General features: G+C 40.6%; 11 protein-coding genes. All 11 read right to left on the bottom strand.

The annotated features are described in order from the left end of the window. Positions 1-29: 29 nt before the first annotated feature. Positions 30-2456 (bottom strand): hypothetical protein, encoded by a 2427-nt coding sequence (locus DXB54_RS03585; protein WP_118694270.1) that lies wholly within the window; start codon positions 2454-2456, stop codon positions 30-32. Between the two features lie 121 nt (positions 2457-2577). Beyond that, complete coding sequence (locus tag DXB54_RS03580; protein ID WP_118694269.1) at positions 2578-5379, bottom strand: leucine-rich repeat domain-containing protein; 2802 nt, start codon at positions 5377-5379, stop codon at positions 2578-2580. Between the two features lie 317 nt (positions 5380-5696). Continuing rightward, positions 5697-6170: a DUF1294 domain-containing protein gene (locus DXB54_RS03575; protein ID WP_118694268.1), complete on the bottom strand. Its 474-nt coding sequence runs from the start codon at positions 6168-6170 to the stop codon at positions 5697-5699. A gap of 116 nt (positions 6171-6286) precedes the next feature. After that, the gene (gene sdaAA, locus DXB54_RS03570) at positions 6287-7153 is read right to left on the bottom strand and encodes an L-serine ammonia-lyase, iron-sulfur-dependent, subunit alpha (protein WP_118694267.1); all 867 of its coding nucleotides are present in this window, start codon (positions 7151-7153) and stop codon (positions 6287-6289) included. Between the two features lie 58 nt (positions 7154-7211). After that, positions 7212-7871 carry an L-serine ammonia-lyase, iron-sulfur-dependent subunit beta gene (sdaAB, locus tag DXB54_RS03565; RefSeq protein ID WP_118694266.1) on the bottom strand — a complete coding sequence of 220 codons (660 nt, stop codon included), beginning with the start codon at positions 7869-7871 and terminating at the stop codon, positions 7212-7214. Between the two features lie 351 nt (positions 7872-8222). Further along, complete coding sequence (locus tag DXB54_RS03560; protein ID WP_118694265.1) at positions 8223-11231, bottom strand: diguanylate cyclase domain-containing protein; 3009 nt, start codon at positions 11229-11231, stop codon at positions 8223-8225. A gap of 328 nt (positions 11232-11559) precedes the next feature. Beyond that, positions 11560-14370, bottom strand: a complete 2811-nt coding sequence (locus tag DXB54_RS03550; protein ID WP_118694264.1) for a glycoside hydrolase family 3 protein — start codon at positions 14368-14370, stop codon at positions 11560-11562. 225 nt (positions 14371-14595) lie between these two features. Continuing rightward, a complete protein-coding gene (locus tag DXB54_RS03545) occupies positions 14596-15411 on the bottom strand; it encodes a hypothetical protein (RefSeq protein ID WP_118694263.1) in 816 nt (271 codons plus the stop codon). 227 nt (positions 15412-15638) lie between these two features. Next, positions 15639-16865, bottom strand: a complete 1227-nt coding sequence (locus DXB54_RS03540; protein WP_118694262.1) for a hypothetical protein — start codon at positions 16863-16865, stop codon at positions 15639-15641. Continuing rightward, a complete protein-coding gene (locus DXB54_RS03535) occupies positions 16852-17580 on the bottom strand; it encodes a helix-turn-helix domain-containing protein (RefSeq protein WP_118694261.1) in 729 nt (242 codons plus the stop codon). Before DXB54_RS03535 ends, DXB54_RS03540 begins: the two co-directional genes overlap by 14 nt. 174 nt (positions 17581-17754) lie before the next feature. Next, positions 17755-18360: a hypothetical protein gene (locus DXB54_RS03530; protein WP_118694260.1), complete on the bottom strand. Its 606-nt coding sequence runs from the start codon at positions 18358-18360 to the stop codon at positions 17755-17757. Between the last annotated feature and the right edge of the window lie 21 nt (positions 18361-18381).

Genomic DNA, 18381 nt, shown 5'->3' with positions numbered 1-18381 from the left:
AAGTTTTAATATAAAACTTGACACAATAATTAATTACCCATCAAAGCCTTTTTAGCCTCTTCAACTGTGTCGTAGAAAATCACCTTTTCTCCTGTCAAATTGTCCTCCGCAAGAAAGCTTATCCCATGCTGGTAATCATTCGGGTCTTTGCCTTCAGTCATAGTCCGCCCATTATAAGCTTCCAATTTTTCACCATTGAGTTCATGGCCCTCCAAATCACTGCCTTGGGTAATCACAAACTTATTGCTCCGTGGTGCATATACAAGTGTGTTGGGTTGGATACAACATACAGACCTATCTCCATTGCTTTTTACATTCTCATATATGTGAACACTGCCATCTTCATATGTACCTACATACCCGGTGTCATAAAAATATATTTCCGGTATATCATCGTCATTAAGATAGAACAATGCACACTTACTATCCTCAATGTACTCCATGTAATTACGATAGGCCGTCTCCCAAGGCTCCTCACCTTCAGGAACCCTTTCATATCCGTATCCATTTTCATCAATACGGACTGTGTTGTCTGTCCTATCATCATAGTAACCTTCAACCTCATAAGATAACTCACTATCATTCAAGGTCAATGTAGTAGTTGCATATTGTGGAAAACTACCATACTCAGAGTCATAAGCCTGGGTAACATCCGATGCGAGACACACCAGAACTCCATCGCTACTATACAAATATGTATTCTCTGCTTTTTCAGGCGAGTCATTAGTCTTTTCGCCATTTATATTAATATCTCCATGTTCAGCGTCAAATGAAATATCAATACAACCCTTTTCGCCAAAAACGTCAATCCATTTTCCTGCATACTCGTCAAGAATTGTCTGTGACACTTCTCCCTTTGTAAGGCTTTCACTGTATTCCACTGCTTCGTTCCAGTCACCGTTCCTTAGTTTATATGACAGTGTGATATGTGTATCATCTTCCAGCTTTAAGTCCATGTGATTATTCAGCCTGATCTTTTCTGCATTTCCTTCATATATTTTGGTGTAACCCATCCTGCCATCTTCCAGTGTATTCAGAATATAAAAATATAATCCGCCATATTTAATATCGGTATAATTTATAACCGCCATGCCAATATGTTCTCCCTGCCAGTATCCTATCAGCGGTGAAGACGCACCAGTCAGATCATTCCATGCAGCCAGCTTGGAATGTCTTTCCTCTGAATAGAACCACTGGACAAATGAACTGAGCATTTCTTTCTTCTCATCAACTGTAAGAACGATCTCGTCATCGTTTGTTTCCGTATCTGTGTCATCCTGGTCAGCTTCACCTGTTTTATCGCCCATTCCCAGTTTATTTCCTATCCAGGCATTATCCTCCATATCCGAGAATATTTTATATGTATCATCGTTTATATACTCATTATCAAGATAATCACTTGCCCAATCAGATAACCATTCGCAAAAAAAACCGCCATCCGCTTCTTCCACAAATTTGGTATCCTTTATCCAGTTCAAGTCTCTTCTGAGAAGCCCCTTACAGTCAAATTCATAGAATCTATCAGGCTTTACCATGCGATATCTGTCATCCACCAGATAACTGTAAAGTCCATCCTGGGTATGTATCCACTGCTCTTTCATATCAGATATAATTGTCTGAAATTGCATTTTGCTATATACTATCGCCGCTTCATTATAGTCATCAAATGCGTCTTTTTTTTCTGCATAAAGAACAGGTGATACGGCAACCGTATCATCCGCCAGAAGCTCGTACAGCGTCATGTTCTGTATCACTTCGGTATAATATTCGTTTTTACCATATATGGTCCGGAATAGCTTCTTTATTTCCTTCTCATAGTCATTTGCAGTTGTGAGATTACCATCTTCATCCTGGAATTTGACAGTCTGCTTGCCATCCTTACTGTTGATATATGCCAGGGCAACTCCCTGACTTCCGTCTATGGCATAAGAATAAAGCTCCTGCCATTTGCCCTTCTTTAAAAGGTAAATCTGCCCCTCTGAGCTGTCCTTGCGTTTGGCAACTATTCCATCGCAATTAATTATTACCCTTTCATCCTCTGAGGCTGTCAGTTCTTCAATCCTTTCAACTTCACCATTCTTGTACCCCAGGAAATCCCAGTACATATACGGAGAGCCTGCCTCCGACCGTTCATCAGAATAATCACTGTCATATTCATCATAGTAATCATCATCAGAAGAGTTCTGATCCGCTTTCAGATATATCATCACAAGAACCGGATAATCGGCTGCGTCAAGCGTCATGGCATAGCCACAATCATATCCTGCATGGTCATTTTCATGAGCATTGGCATAATCCAGATACGCATCCATATATTTGCCATAATCGGATTTTGATAAAGAATTTGCACCTTCCTTTTTTTCTGTGGTGGTACCTGCCTTGTCGCCGCAGCCCCACAGACAGATGGTCAGGATCAGAAGTCCCAGAACTGCCCATATCCTACTGTGTTTTCTCATTTTTCCCTCCTAATTCAGCCTAAAAATCTATCATTTTAACATCAGCTCATCTGCAATCACTAATGCAACTACAAATGAGCCGATATTCTCCACTGATCTGCAAATGATCAGCCGTCAGTATTTATTTTACCTTTTTCTGCATAATTCCCTTCTTAACATAGTAAACAGAGCCATTGTAGGTAACATTTCCTGTGTAATTGAAATCAACCTTGCCGTTATTCACGTAGTACCATTTGCCGTTGTATTTGCACAGGGTCTTTGACTTGTCGATCTTACCATTCTTTATGTAGTACCAGCTGCTGCCGTACTTGCAGAGAGTCACTGACTTGGTGTCCATCTTGCCGTTCTGCACGAAGTAGTAGGTATTATTGTACTTACAGAGGGTTCTTGTTTTGTCAATCCTACCATTCTTGATATAATACCAGCTGCTGCCGTACTTGCAGAGAGTCACTGACTTGGTATCCATCTTGCCATTCTGTACAAAGTAGTAGACACCATTGTATTTGCACAGGGTTCTTGCATTGAAATCAACCTTGCCCTTGTTCACGTAATACCAGCTATTGCCGTGCTTTACGAGGGTTGTGGCGTTGAAATCAACAATACCCTTATTCACGTAATACCATGTGCCCTCATACTTGAACAACTTAGTCGCATTCTTATCATTCTCACCGTATTTCATGTAATACCAGGTTCCGTTATCGTCAATGTAGATATCTTCAACCTTGTGCTGATTGCCTGTATTGCATTTCTCCATGTTATCTTTATCAAGATATGAAAAATCCTCGTCAGGCATATAGTTTTCCTCGCAATCAAACCAGTTAAGCTTTGTATTCTTTCTGAGATCAAGCTTCTCAAGCCTGTTATAACTGCAATCCAGACAGGTAAGTTCAGTATTTGTGCTCAGATCAAGGTTGGTTATTTTATTTTCATAGCAATCCAGGGTCTCAAGCTTTGTATTGCCGGACACATCAAGGCTCGTGAGCTTATTGCCACCACAGTAAAGCTTCTGAAGATTGCTGCACCAGCTCACATCCAGCTTAGTAAGCTCTGCAGAATAAATATTAAGCTCTGTAAGCATTTCACAACTACTCAGATCGATGTCACTGATCTCGTTGTCACCACACCAGAGTCGCTTCAGAAAACTGTTATAAGTCAGATCAAGACTGGTTATTTTATTTTTCTCGCAATACAGTGTCTCAAGGTTCGTGTTATTTGTAACATCAAGCTCTTTAATCTTATTCTCTGCACAATCCAGGGTCTCAAGGTTAAAGTTATTTGTAACATCAAGCTCTTTAATCTTATTCTTTACACACTCCAGGTAGACAAGCTTATCATTATTTGACAGGTCTATGTTCTCAATATTGTTCTGACATATGCTGAGGTTCTCAAGGTTCGTGTTTTTTGAAACATCAAGGCTTGTCAGCTTATTTGTATCACAGTCCAGAGTTGCAAGCTTTTCATTCTTGCTGACGTCAAGCTCTGTCAGTTCATTTCCATTACACTCGATAACATACACATTAGTAAGCAGCTCGATGCCCTTAAGAGACTTTATTCCCATGTCATTTGCATGGAGGTATTTAACGTTGTCCCTCACTATGCTGCCGGTACCATCCGGATCAAACTCTTCCGCAAGATAATTTCTAAAGGCCTCATCAGGGAAATTCTCCTCAGTCAGGGCTACTTTTACTTTCTGAGGTGTCAATCGTAAATTATCTTCGGAAATGTTCAAATATGAGAAATCTTCATCTGCCAGATAGTTATCTCTGCAATCAAAATACGTAAGTGCCGTATTATTCCTCAGGTCAAGGTGTTCAAGATTGTTTTCATAACACCAGAGACTTTTCAACGCTTTGTTATTGCTGAGATCAAGTTCTCTTAGCTGATTTTCGCCACACTGGAGCACTGTAATAGCAGGAAAAAGTTCTATTCCCTTAAGTGAACTGATTTCCTTGTTCGATACACGCAACTCCTTTACATCGTGGTTTAAGATAACTCCATCCTTATCCAGATCAAATGTTTCTGACAAATATGTTCTGAAGTTGTCATCCGGGAAATTTGTTTCATTTAACAGCACCTGTTCCTTAAAAGGTGTAATCTCACAGGTTCTAAGTTTGTCTGTATCAAGATATGAGAAGTCCACCCCTTCAAAATAATTGTATGCACAGGAAAGTGTTTTCAGTGCAGTATTATTCCTAAGGTTTAAAGTGTGAAGTTCATTATTGCCGCAATAAAGATACGCCAACTTTTCACATTTGCTCAGATCCAACTCACTAATCTTATTATCCCTGCAATCCAGAAATTCAAGTTCTCCCTGATTTGTAAGATTTAAGGATGTCAATTTATTACCTCTACATGTAATGCTTGTCAGATCAGCATTGTTGTCTATATCAAGTGATGTGAGATTATTATTGGCAAAATCAAATATCTTCAGTTTTGTATTATGGCTCAGATCAATGGAAGTAAGAGCATTGTCAAACATGCTTATCTGCAGCAGTTCGGTATTCTTACTTACATCTATGCTTGAAATCTTGTTTCCGCCTAACATCAGATATTGCAGATTTGGGAATAATTCTATTCCCTTAACTGAGGCAACTCCCGATCTGGTCGCCTTCACTATTGTAATTGCATTGGCGTCTATGTAGCCATCGCCATCTGTATCATAGGTTTCTTTGAGGGATTTTCTGAATGCCTCATCAGGGAAATTAGTCTCATTTACAGCCACAAGATTCTCCGCCTGGACAGCATTGTCTGCCTGGACTGCCTCCTGTTCCTGATAATCTGCGTCTGTATCTGTTGCAACACTCACCTCATTAACAACGCCTGTGTCCCCCGGCAGCTCTGCTGCATTTGAAGGTATGGCAGGTGCCACACCGCTTAAGCCCAGTGACAATGATAACGCCACCGCTATGGTTTTCTTTGTCATTTGTTTCTCCTCCTCTTACTGACACGGCTCCCAAAGTGATGGCGTGCCATTTTTTGTATAGAACTATTTGAATCCAATTTACTATCAAAAGGTGTACCTTTTGACAGTCCCAAAATCAAAGGGGGCTTTTGGGCATTTTGAACAAAAAACGAGCCTATTACTGTTGAACATTTCCAACATTTGTAGTAGACTTGTACATGAAAAAAGACTGTCAAAAGGTACACCTTTTGACAGTCTTTTTCGTTTTATTGGTTCGCTATGTTTTCCAACCTGTTGTGACTATTTTATCAGCAAGGTGGATAAATAATTTGCACTTTTTATCCCCAATTAAGTCCACACACCATAAGCAGTATCTGCATTACAATTATCATTGGGACCCCCACAACAAAGTAGTTCTTTCTTATTTTATGTCTGAACAGCACCATTCCCACCGCAGTTCCTGCAGAACCACCTGCAAATGCAAGGTAAATGAGCACAGCCACCGGGATACGATATCGTCCCTTCACCGCCTTATATTTGTCCACTCCAAAGACTACGAAAGAAACAGCGTTTATGATAAGGGTATACCATATCAATATACTGTTATCTGCGTATGCCCGCCAGAACCTTAAATCCCATCCGGCGATCTCACCTGTGCTACCAAACTTTAATGTCACCGTAACGGCAAGGATGGCAGTAAATACACTTACCAACGTTACCCTTGCCATCATATTATCTTTATCTGCCCTGCCTTTTATGAAGAAAAGGCAGCCTATGAGGTTTATCATTATAAGTCCTGTTATTGTTTCCATGTTGCTCCTGAAAATATAATTGATAAATTTAGTTTTCCTAATATTTTTAGTTAATATTTTATTAAAATCAGTTTTGTTAAAATCAATTTTAACAAAATCATTTTTTACAAAGTTAATCACATCCGCTTCCCGATCTCCACCGCAGTAGGTGTCGTTGCCAATCCCCCAAGCCCGGTTTCCTTGATGGTCGGAGACATGTCATTTCCAATCCGCCTCATTGCGTCGATCACTTCATCAACAGGTATGGCACTCCTTATGCCTGCCAGTGCCATCTGGGCTGAGGTCACTGCATTTACTGCACCTGCCACATTTCTCTTCACACAGGGAACTTCAACCAAGCCGCACACCGGATCACAGGCAAGTCCCAGCATGTTCTTCAGGGCAAATGCTGCCGCGTCCCCGATTGCCTCATGATCGCCGCCCATAACACTTACAAGTCCTGCTGCCGCCATGGCACTGGCAGAACCGATTTCTGCCTGACATCCGCCGGAAGCCCCGGCTATGGATGCATTCTTCGCTATAACTGCACCTACTCCCGCAGCCACATACATGGCCTTAGTCATCTGCTCATAGTCTATTCCAAGCTCTTCACCTGCCGTAAGAAACACGGCCGGAATAACACCACATGAGCCAGCAGTCGGGGCCGCAACTATTCTTCTCATGCAGGCATTTGACTCGCCCATCTTTATCGCCTTCTCCATAACCTTGGAGATAAACGGGCCGCATATATTCTTCCCTTCTTCATTGTATCTATGGAGCTTCTCACCGTCTCCGCCTGCAAGTCCTGACGCTGACCGGAGACTGCCGTCATAGGAGGTGTCCGCTAGTTCCATTGCCTTGTACATCTCACTCATCATGTCAAATGACTCTTCTTCGGGCACGCCCCTTTCTTCTGCGTCCGCCAGTTCTACGACCTTCCAAAATTCAAGCTTTTCTTCCCTGCACAGCTTCTGTATATCCTTAATATTCTGATATGTTATCATACACCCAATCTCCTTAATCTAAAACCTGACATGATCATTATTTGCCCGGCTCACAAACCTATAATTTTGACAGATATGTGACCTTTTTCACGCCCTCTACCTTCTCAAGCCATTCAATTCCCTCTCTCGGTATTTCCTGGTCACATTCAACAACCATTACTGCTTCGCCGCCACGGTTTGAACGGTAAAGCTGCATATAAGCTATATTTACCCCCTTGTGGGCAAGCATGGATGTGACCTCCGAGACATGTCCCGGCTGATCCAGATTGTGAACAACCAGCGTAGGATACTCCCCGGAGAAATTGGTCTCTATTCCATCTATCTCAGCAATATTTATCCTGGAACCGCCAAGTGACTGTCCTATTATCTCAAGGGTTCTTCCCGATACACCGGTAAGGAACAGCTGGGCAGTATTGGGATGTGCCTCCTTCAGATGTGCCTCGCCGAATTCTATCTTCATGCCTGCTTTCTCTGCCAGCTCTATGGCGTCCGGTATCCTTATATCATCGGTCTTCATGCCTAACAGTCCTGCAACCAGTGCCTTTCTGGTTCCGTGACCTGTACCTGTTGTGAGAAATGAGCCATAAAGCAGTATCCGTGCTTCTTTTACTTCCTCCCCCAACAGCTTTCTGCTCACATATCCTATCTTTACCGCACCTGCGGTGTGGGAGCTTGAAGGTCCTACCATTACAGGTCCCACTATATCAAAAATATTCATAATATCCTCCTGATTGACATGCCATGCTTTCATAGGAAATCCAACTCGTCAGCCTGGTTATCTCATCAGATTCCCAAAGAAAGATCTACATGCTTATATTTGCATATCACCATTAATTATAACCACTGCCGGGGTAATTACTATCCCTTTGAGCTTTCTTTTATTTGATTTTATGCGGGGATTTTTTAAGAAAATAAAAGGTGCATCTTCTTATGTTTGTTTCGTATAACACTGAAAATGCACCTTTACATTGTGAATTCCATATTCACTTATTTGATGTTTATGGATTATATATTTTTTCTTCTCCTGACCAATTTTCTGAATTTTATAACCTTTCTGCCATTTTATGATTTATGCTTTCTGTCCATGCCCCACAACCACAATTCTGCCTCTTCCCTTTTCCTTTGCACTGTAGAGTGCATTATCTGACTCTTCATACAACTGATTAAAGGTCACCTCTGTTTTAGCTATTACTGCGCCCATGGATATACCGGAACTTCCCTCTGCAGATTTCACAGTGAGATTAACTTTGTCGAATATCTGCTGTGCTCTCTCCCTTATTGCTTTGTCAGGAATATTTTTTCCGAAGAACAACATCGCTGCGAATTCATCGCCGCCCATCCTGCATGCATAATCTTCATCTCTTAATGACATAAGCAGTGCCTGTGCCACAAGAACCAGATACTTATCTCCGTTGTGATGACCGTAAGTGTCATTGTACTGTTTGAACCTGTCCACATCCATCATTATCATCATAACTATTGAATCCCCTGCAAGCAGCTTCATCTCCATGTCATTTCTGAAGGCTGCATGATTCAACAGGCCTGTAAGTGAATCTGAACGATATGTGCTCTCCCAGTTTCTGAGTCTCGCTTCAGCCTTATTCTGCTCCACATCTGTAAGAACCTTCATTGAATACGTCTTTGAAATATCTGTAATAATAATCTCCATCCTGTCTTCTTTTATAGCTGAATCATAAAACTTCCTTCCGTAACACAACACACATATGTTGCTTCCATTTTTCCGGCGTATTCTGTGCTCCTGGAATACAAATGTACTTTTTGCAAGATTTGCAGCGGTCTGACACAGATACTCCGTACGTTCTTCCTCCGGAATAAGATCCTGCTGGTTCATTCCTTTTTCTACATCTTCTCTGGTGTAACCGGTAAGCGCCTCAAAATTATCGTCCACAGAAATTATATTGTTGAACATATCAAGAAGATATCTGCTGTACTGCACATTATGGACATTTGAGGTATTGGGAATATTTTCACCATCGGTACTATCCCCCATAAGCTGCCTCCGCTCAGTATTTTCAACTTTTTCTGTAGCTTCCTCTGTGTCCTCTGCTGTATAATTCTCGGAAACCAGCTTGATAAATTCTGCCACTATATATGGATCAAACTGGGTGCCGGCATTTTTCTTTAATTCTTCCAGAGCCTTTGGAATTGACATGGCTTTTCTGTAAGACCGATCATTTGTCATGGCATCAAAGGCATCAACAACTGCAATAACTCTTGAAAGTATCGGAATACTTTCTCGGCTGAGTCCATCAGGATAACCATTTCCGTCCCATCTTTCATGATGGTGACGCACTTCCTCTGCAATCTGCTTAAGCTCAGTATTGCTATTTGCAATTTCATATCCCTTCTCAACATGGGAACGCATTATCTTCCACTCTTCATCCGTAAGCTTACCAGGCTTGTTAAGGATCTCCATGGGAACACCTATCTTACCAATGTCATGTAACAGACAAAGCAGTGCCAGCTTACTCTGCTGAATATCCGTAAGCTCGATCCTCTTGCCAAGTTCTGCTCCCAACCTCTGTGTTCTGCGAACGTGATGTTCCGTATCACTGTCACACTCCTCAAGAGCCCTGATCAGTGATGCGAGCATATCTGAATGTATGGACTTGTAATCCACCAGCTTCTTGGCACGCATAGCACGAGCTGCGTCCTGAATGACATCGGTTATGTTTTGGCTTGCAGTCCCTGCCACACTTACCGCATACTGGATACTTCCAGCATAAAGCTTCCTTACCTTGGAGAGGCAATTAAACATTTCCTCTTCACTGCTCTTACTGCACAGTGCAATGAGATTGGCATCAGTTCCACGAACATAATATGTCCTCTCGGGGAAGCATCTGCGTATAATATCCGAAAGTGTCCTGATCTCCTTGTCTCCCGCCTGATTACCAAGGGTACTGTTAATTGTTGAAAGACTATTTATATCACATATGGCAACTCCTACAGGGAAGGTAAAGTGATCTTTCTCTTCTATGGCAAGACGTTTAAAGCTCTCCCATTTCTGGAATCCGGTAAGCATATCTGTCTCCAGAGCAATATCGGAGAATACAAACATTTGCCCAAGTTTTCTTCCCTTTTCATTGTCAAGCCTCCTAACATCACATCTGAGGGGACGCTCCTCATTGTCTGCTCTTATATAACATTGGAGTGAAAAACTGTCATCCTCAGTGGCGAGATTTGCCGACAGGTTGTATGCTGCAAGGAAATCCCCGAGATTTTCGCATTTGCCTAAGAGCTTTTCTCCCAGGAAATAATCGGCTCTCTCGTTGTGAAGGATAAGATGTTCCTCGTAATCAAACAGAACTATGCCCTGACCAACGTTTTCAAATACATAGGTTTTAAGCTTATTTAACATTCCATGAGTGGAGTAATTGAAACAGCTCCAATAAATCAGAAATGAGATCAGACTGTATCCGCAGATGGAGTAATCAAGCAGGTTATACACATTGTTTCCCGGAAGGAACAGGAACACGCCATTCACCAGTACGATCATGGCGATTCCGATGATAACACAGCTATACTGGGAACGGTATTCTCTTGGTATCCTGCACATCTTCCTTACAAGAAGGAACAGCACTATCACAACAAGTGAATAGGAAAATACCAAATGCATGTAATAAAGAGGCTTCATCCGATATATATATCCGGCTATGAATGTATCACGCTCCACATAGCCTATGGCAATCTCTTTGAATGGATTTATTGCAAATATCACCAGCTCATAAAATGAATATAAATAACAGAATCCTACAGCCAGTCTGCCGTACTTTGAAAATCTTCCTTTTGTGAAATATACTGTGAACATCAAGAGGCACACCAACATAAAGTCTATGCCCACAAAATATACACTTGACATTATAGACATGTTCAGATAAGACTTGCTTATGATACTGATGAGATAGCTGATATCTACTAAGGCTGCAGCGGCACAAGCCAATCCCAGAAACCTTCCTGTGGTCTTATTCTTCTTCACAGACTGGATCGCCAGCAAAATATCTGTGATAGCGATCATGACTGAAATCACTATATATCCTTCCAACACAATCCTATTCATAAAATTTCCTCCCAAAATTGAACATCAAGCCATTTAAAATTCGACACTCGCATTATTTTATCACGATATCTCCATTGAAACAACGTCGGGATTGTGGAATCCGATCATTTTCTCCATCCATATCATATAAAACCACTGGTGGAACTTGTAGCCGCTGTAATGGAAACAGCCCCGGCTCATAAAGTGAATCGTGCTATCCTTTTTATGCGTAATTTGGCTCTTTAGTATTTTGTATAACAAAAGGCAGACAATTCTTGATGACATATCCCTTAACCCCTGGCACATGTCATGAGCAACTGCCTGCCTATTACTGATGAACATTTTTCTATTAAATGTCACTATTTGCCCTTATATTATCTATTCCCACTTCATCCAGACTCTTAGTAAACTTAATTTCTATATCTTTCAAAACAAGTCCATTAGATTTTACATAAAGACGGAATACATTAAATCTACTATAGAAAGGAACTTCTTTCTCAATTACTACATCCTTTCCGTCAGTTCCGTTAAATGTAAAATTACAAATCGGAAAACCATTATAAAATAGTGTACATGGCAACTGCGCAAGCTTAGACAAATTTGAACTTCCCCGAAGACTTACTTTGTAGAAACCAGATTTGGAAGCGTCAAGTGCAATAACATAATTTGTATCCTGTACACTTTCTTTTTCCGTCAAATCAATAATAAGATCCTCATCTATTTTTGAATACTCAACATCGCTCATGTCAAAATCATCAGCCTGTTTTGGGCGATTAATAATTTTAATATTTACCGGTTCACCAACCAAACGTAAAAATGCGTTTGTATTCATGGCAAAATCACAAACATTTTTTGCAATTCTCTGCAATTCAGCTCTCTTAATACGTCCATCATTCAAAGCTTCTATTATGTTGTCATTTCCAGCATTTCTTGATCCATCAGGGCAACACATATACATATCATTCTGTGCCTGAATCATACTTGCAAGATCAGTCTCGCTAGGTTTTTCCCCACGACGATTCATACTTGCCCACCAATCAGTCATAACTACTCCAGTATAACCCCATTCATTCCTTAATATGGTGGTGTTAAGATCATAATTTCCGGCTGTAAATAATCCGTTCACGGAACCGTATGTTGTCATTACTGAATCCGCATATCCAGACTTAACTGCAATTTCAAACCCTTTCAGATAAATTTCACGTAAGGCTCTCTGTGAAATCACGGAATCTGTAAGTCTACGATTATATTCCTGGTTATTTCCACAGAAATGTTTTATTGTTCCCGAAACACCGCTGAACTTTAATCCTTTAAGCTGCGCAGAAGCAATCATTCCTGTCACATACGGATCTTCTGAAAAATATTCAAAATTACGTCCATTTAAAGGATGTCTATGAATGTTCATGCCTGGTCCAAGCAGCACCTCAACCTTATTTGCCGTCATCTCAAGTCCTAAAAGTGCATACAATTCCGTATTCAATTTCCTGTTAAATGAACATCCACACAGAGTTCCATTTGGCAAGGAGAAGGCCTTCATACCGGAGTCAAATCTCATGCCAGACGGACCATCATCACAACATACCGATGGTATCTTATGATCAATAAGTTTTTTTGAAACTCCTGCAAATGCAGACGCGGTTCCAGCGGTCACAAGGGAACTACCCATTCCCTCTCCACGAGCAAAACAGGCCAAATCTTCATCATCAAACTGTGCAATAAATTCACTCATTGTTGCCTTCTGATTTTTTACATCCAAAAGACTTATTCCAAGATCCTGAGTCTGAGGAATTTCTTCAGGAATTTCCTGCTCCCTTCTTTTATACATATCAACTGTAAAAAGTGGCACCGGCTCATAAGAAACACTTAAATTTTCATTTTCATCCACAACTGGGTGCATACGTTCAAATGCTTCATACGGTGCCATAACCTCACGTAAATGCTGCACCTCTAACGTATCATTTAATTCGAAGTTCAAACATTCCTGAGTGTTACGAATGCTATTTCCAATATAAACAGCATACTTACCTGCTTCCAACACATAACTATTCAGATATCCTGTCGCTCCGGAATCATCATACGAAGCAATTCGCGATACAGGAATTGAGAATTCAATCATATCCTTTTCTGTTGGAAGCAACGCCTTGGTCTTGTCAAACTCTACCAAAACTTTGGTTGCTTTTCCCAAGCTTCCCTGAGGTGCCTCCACATATACCTGCACTACCTCTTTACCGGTACAATTTCCAACATTGGTTACAGTTGCACTAATATTTATGTTCCCATTTTCAGAGTCATAGACTGCATTTTCTACAGCAATTTCAAATTCTGTGTAAGAAAGTCCATAACCAAACGGATATCTTACCCTATCCTTCGCAAAAGTTTCAAAATACCTATACCCTACATAAATATCTTCTTTATAAAAATTCCTTTCCCCATTGCCAAAATTATCATATGCTGGATAATCTTTAATATCATATGCTATAGTGTCCGTCATCTTGCCAGATGGGCTGACATCCCCAGTAAGAACATCTACAACACCATAACCTCCAATCATCCCCCCCTGCCATACATACATACAAGCATTAGGTGATATAATATCCATAAACGACATATCAATAATTCCACCAACATTAAGAAGGACTATCATTTTTTTAAAATGCTTTCTTACTAATTTCATCATCTCATATTCTGTTTTTGTCAAAGAATATGCGCCCTCTTCAAGTGTAATATCCTTCTCCTCACCAGCAGTACGTCCAATAATTACTATTGCTGCCTCTGATTTATCAGCCGCTTCATGTACTAACTCCTCTGTCACCGGCATTTCCGCCTGTGACCATGGTTCCTGGCCCCATCCAAGTCCAAGATCAACCGGATGTTCCTTACCCCATTGTACATACACATCAGCCAAATCTTTATTAATCTTAATATCTTCTCTCTCCAAAAGGGCGTCCATAATTCCAACCACCCTTGAAACATTTACCATGCCACCAGAACCAGTTCCACTTTTGTAATAGTAATTCTGCATACGTCCAAATACTGAAACTGTTTCATCTTTCTTCAACGGAAGAGTATTATTATCATTTTTCAACAATACCATTCCTTCAGTAACCATTTTTCTTGCTGTATCTTCGTAAACCTGCCAATCTAGTACTCTGTCTTCCATTTGTTAATCCTCCTTATCATATGCACCAGTATATACAATTCCGTTCATTCCAAACGTATGTCGAAGTAATTTTTATATTATTGCCTTATTTCACTTATCAACTCAGCACACTTATTCTACCATAGCAAACATCTTTTTTGTATCTGCAAATAAATAAAACCGACCAGGATTGCTAACTCCTGACCGGTTTTGTTATACATAAACAATGTAAAATTTTAATGCACTTTATGGAAGCCATGTAATACTGAACTCTACTAACTGTCCTGTCACATCATTGAACTCAAATGAATATCCGCTGCTTCCCATATAAACCTCAGAATCCTTCTGATAGCTGACTCTCTCGCCTTTCTCTTCAGCATTTTCACTGCTATTGGCAAGAAGCTCATCCCTGGTGATGGTTGTTGGGAATGAGAAGCTCACCTGTCCTGCTGCGTCAAGCATTGCCTCTGAAATCTCTTTATTCATGTCAGCGTCATAATCCGGCTGTGGTACAAAATGGTGTATAAATCTTACATAAGAAAGAACACAATCCTCAGCCTTCTGCTCGCTGTCAGTGAAATTGGCGAACTTAAACTGCATCGTCACATAATCGTTGATATCTGCTGTGTAGGTGTCAGTCTCATAATTCTTATTTACATTGTTTCCACTGTTATTGATGTCATTCTGTCCAAATGGTATTCCTGCGTCTATGAGTTCCTTCAAGGTTGACTCACCCAGTGTGAACTTTGTTCCATTATATACAAATGCCCTGTTGTCAAAATCTACATAGCTCTCACTAAGCCCCGGTGCCAGTGTGAAATCCTCATCTACAGGAATTGAAAATTCTGTTGAAGCCTCGGTTGAGTCCTCCTCGGTATCATCTGCAAATGAATCGTCATCATCGTCCTCTATATCTTCTGTCTCAGTTTCTGTCTGAGTTTCAGTCACCTGCTCTGTTGTGGCAGCCTCCTTTGTAGAATTATTGTCACTTCCACATCCTACAAGAGAAATTGCCATTCCAACGGTGATAAGTCCTGCAAGTAACATTTTCCTGTTTCTCATAAAATCTGATCCTCCTTAAAATATAAACATAGTGGTTTAATTATTAATGATTAACCCGGATCATATCAAGTCATAATCGGTTGCAACCGGGCAACTGTTGGTGTCAGAAGCTGCGAAATGGTATTTATCAGGAGTTTTGTCGTTGTTTTATCACCTTTTCAAAGTCAAAATATTGTATTTTGATGTTATAGCATATTTAAGGTTCCAAGCCAACCAGTCAACCCAACTCATTCCATATGGATCTTCATAAAATCTGCGTAAGTACCCGGTTCTATTGCCGCCGGATTATCATCTGCGAATCCATATACAGAATATATATCCCCATTTTTCAAATCAGCATACCCATTAAAATGATATGTAATGCTTCTTTTTCCGCCCCTGATATACAGAATCGAATAGGTATAATAGTAAAAGGTCACTCCATTTACTTCATATTGTCCTGATCTTATAACCTTTGAAATTCCGGCTCCGCGCTCTCTTTCTGCCATGTCAGCCGCTGTCATCCATGTGTATGGCACTACAGATATCGTCACATTAACCCTATCAATATCCGAATAATATTTCTTGCCCGACAGGTCATCATCTGTGAGGATATAGCCTTCCGGGAGTTCGTATGATACTATGGTATCTTCATTTGTAATGGAGTCTTTTATTAAGATGTCATTTTCACTTGAATTATCATCACTGTTCTTATTTACTTTGCTATCCGCACCTGTAATATTGTCCGCACCTATATTGTTATCATTATCAGTTGCAAAATTTTCTATAGGCTGTGTTTCCTGCCAATATGAGCCTGCCATGTCATTTGTCTCGTCAGTAGGCACTGCACCGGCAACAATAGATGTGACTTCATCAACAGCCTTTTCGTAGATTTCGTCCTTTTCCTTCACATTTAAAGAAGCAATATTAATCTCATCAAACTTTATAACCGTGAAGAAACGCTGATCATCACCGGCGTCAGAGACAAGCACATAGAAATATGTATTATCAACATCCGCACCTCGCTCATTTGCAAGGCTGATTATATATCTAATGTACTCCCTTCCCTGGAGTTCAACCTTCTCCGGAGCAAGTTCTATCACATAACCAGAATCCTCCATGTTCTTCACACGATCATCTCTGCCATTCCATAACTCTTCAGCAGTGCCATCCTCCACATCAATCTGTATGAGATATTCATCACAGCTTCTTATGTTAATGCAGCCGCTTTCATGTATGATTGCCAGTCCAACAGGCTCCACAGAAAAAGCATAGCCCTTGAACACTATATGCCAGGGTTCGGGATTGTTGGTATTAGCACCATTTTCATTCTCCGTTGCTGACACATCTTCACCGAATTTTTTATTTCTGAAGTTCAGATCAACGACCCCCATGAAATCAAGTGCGGCAAATACAGAGCCCGCCAGTATGCAGATCATCAAAATCACATAAATTATTTTCTTATATCTTTTCATCGGCAGTTTTATCCTCAAGTACGATATGAAGCGTATCTTCCTTTTTCATTCTCCTAATTTCAAGCATTGTGAGAACCAGCAAAATTATAAATACTACCATGACTATTGACGTAGCAATAATAGTCGATGGTCTGTAATTAAGGAACATGCTATCATTGTCAGCTCCGGTATAAAGTTCAAGATAATCTCCATCCCTTATCCCCGGAACATCAAGCCAAACTGTATCCACAACCCGACGTCCATTGTCATCAATATATCCCAGATCAGCCTTTGTATACTGGCGATACACCTTTTCCACTCGAACGTTTCCATTTTTATCATGATGAGTGCCCCACTCATTTCTCACAATAAGCACCGTCAACACCACCATACAGAAAACACAGCAGGCAACTAAAATGGCAAACACCGTCCTCAATCTTGCCAGTCTGCCTTTCCCCCGGAAGTTTCTCATATGTACTGTGTTATTTGCAATTTCTCTTTCCCGTGACACCTGCCCGGGTCCGTCTGCCTGCCCGCTCTTCCCATATACGAGCTCGCCAACCTGGACATCCAGAATCTCACATATGCACACAAGCCTGTCCAGATCAGGATAGGCCTTATCCCTCTCCCACTTGGACACCGCCTGTCTGCTGACGCCGATCTTCTCTGCAAATTCCTCCTGGCTCAATCCCGCTTTCTTCCTATATTCCTGAATCCTCGCTCCTATAAGCAGCATTTGTCTTCCTCCTGCTATCACTGTACTGACCTTTCATACAGTATAACATAAATATCTATGTATTGTTGGGATTTTCTGACTAAAACAAGCATGTCACACTTGACTCGTTGCCATAACAAAATCAAGCCGCCAATTTCTTAAAATCTGGCGGCTTAATAAGTTTATCAAACTAATTTATAATTTTTCTACTTGTACTCCCAGTATTTCTAGCGTAGGTCTCCCATTTTCCCTTATCTTTTCTTCAAGTTCATACTCATGATCTTGAATATATCTTACCTGTCGGGCATTAACTTTCTTTACTGCTTTAATTCTATATCTCCACACTGGAGGCACCCTATCTTTAATGGTTATAGGTCTATACACATCCACAGGCTCCCAATATTTCCTCCCCATTATGGTACGCACATTATATGTATTCTTGTTCTCGTCATATAGATCACACAGTACAAGATATTTATCACCATGATAACCCTTCTGCCGTTGTTCTTCAATATCCCTACTTGCAGTAACCCAAGTCAAGTATCTATTGTTTGCCGGATCAAGCTTATCATATTTAGGATTTATTTTTCTTGGAAACAATTCAACAATTATCCAATTAAATGCTTTTCTGTCTCCTGCTCCTCTTTTCTCATATGTATTCAAAGATATCACATCTATCCATTTTCCCTTTGTATCAATTGAGCTTACTATATCTCTAACTACAAATACCGCTGCCGACTCCCCGCTTGCAATGTAACTTATATATTCATCGTCATATTTCCAGGCTTTTAGTTTTGACATATAAATCCCCCTTCCGACATT

The organism is Coprococcus sp. OM04-5BH (assembly GCF_003482105.1).
In the GTDB taxonomy this organism is placed as follows: Bacteria; Bacillota; Clostridia; order Lachnospirales; family Lachnospiraceae; genus Coprococcus.
The sequence above is the reverse complement of the archived record's forward strand: the minus strand, read 5'-3'. Positions and strand labels throughout refer to the sequence as shown.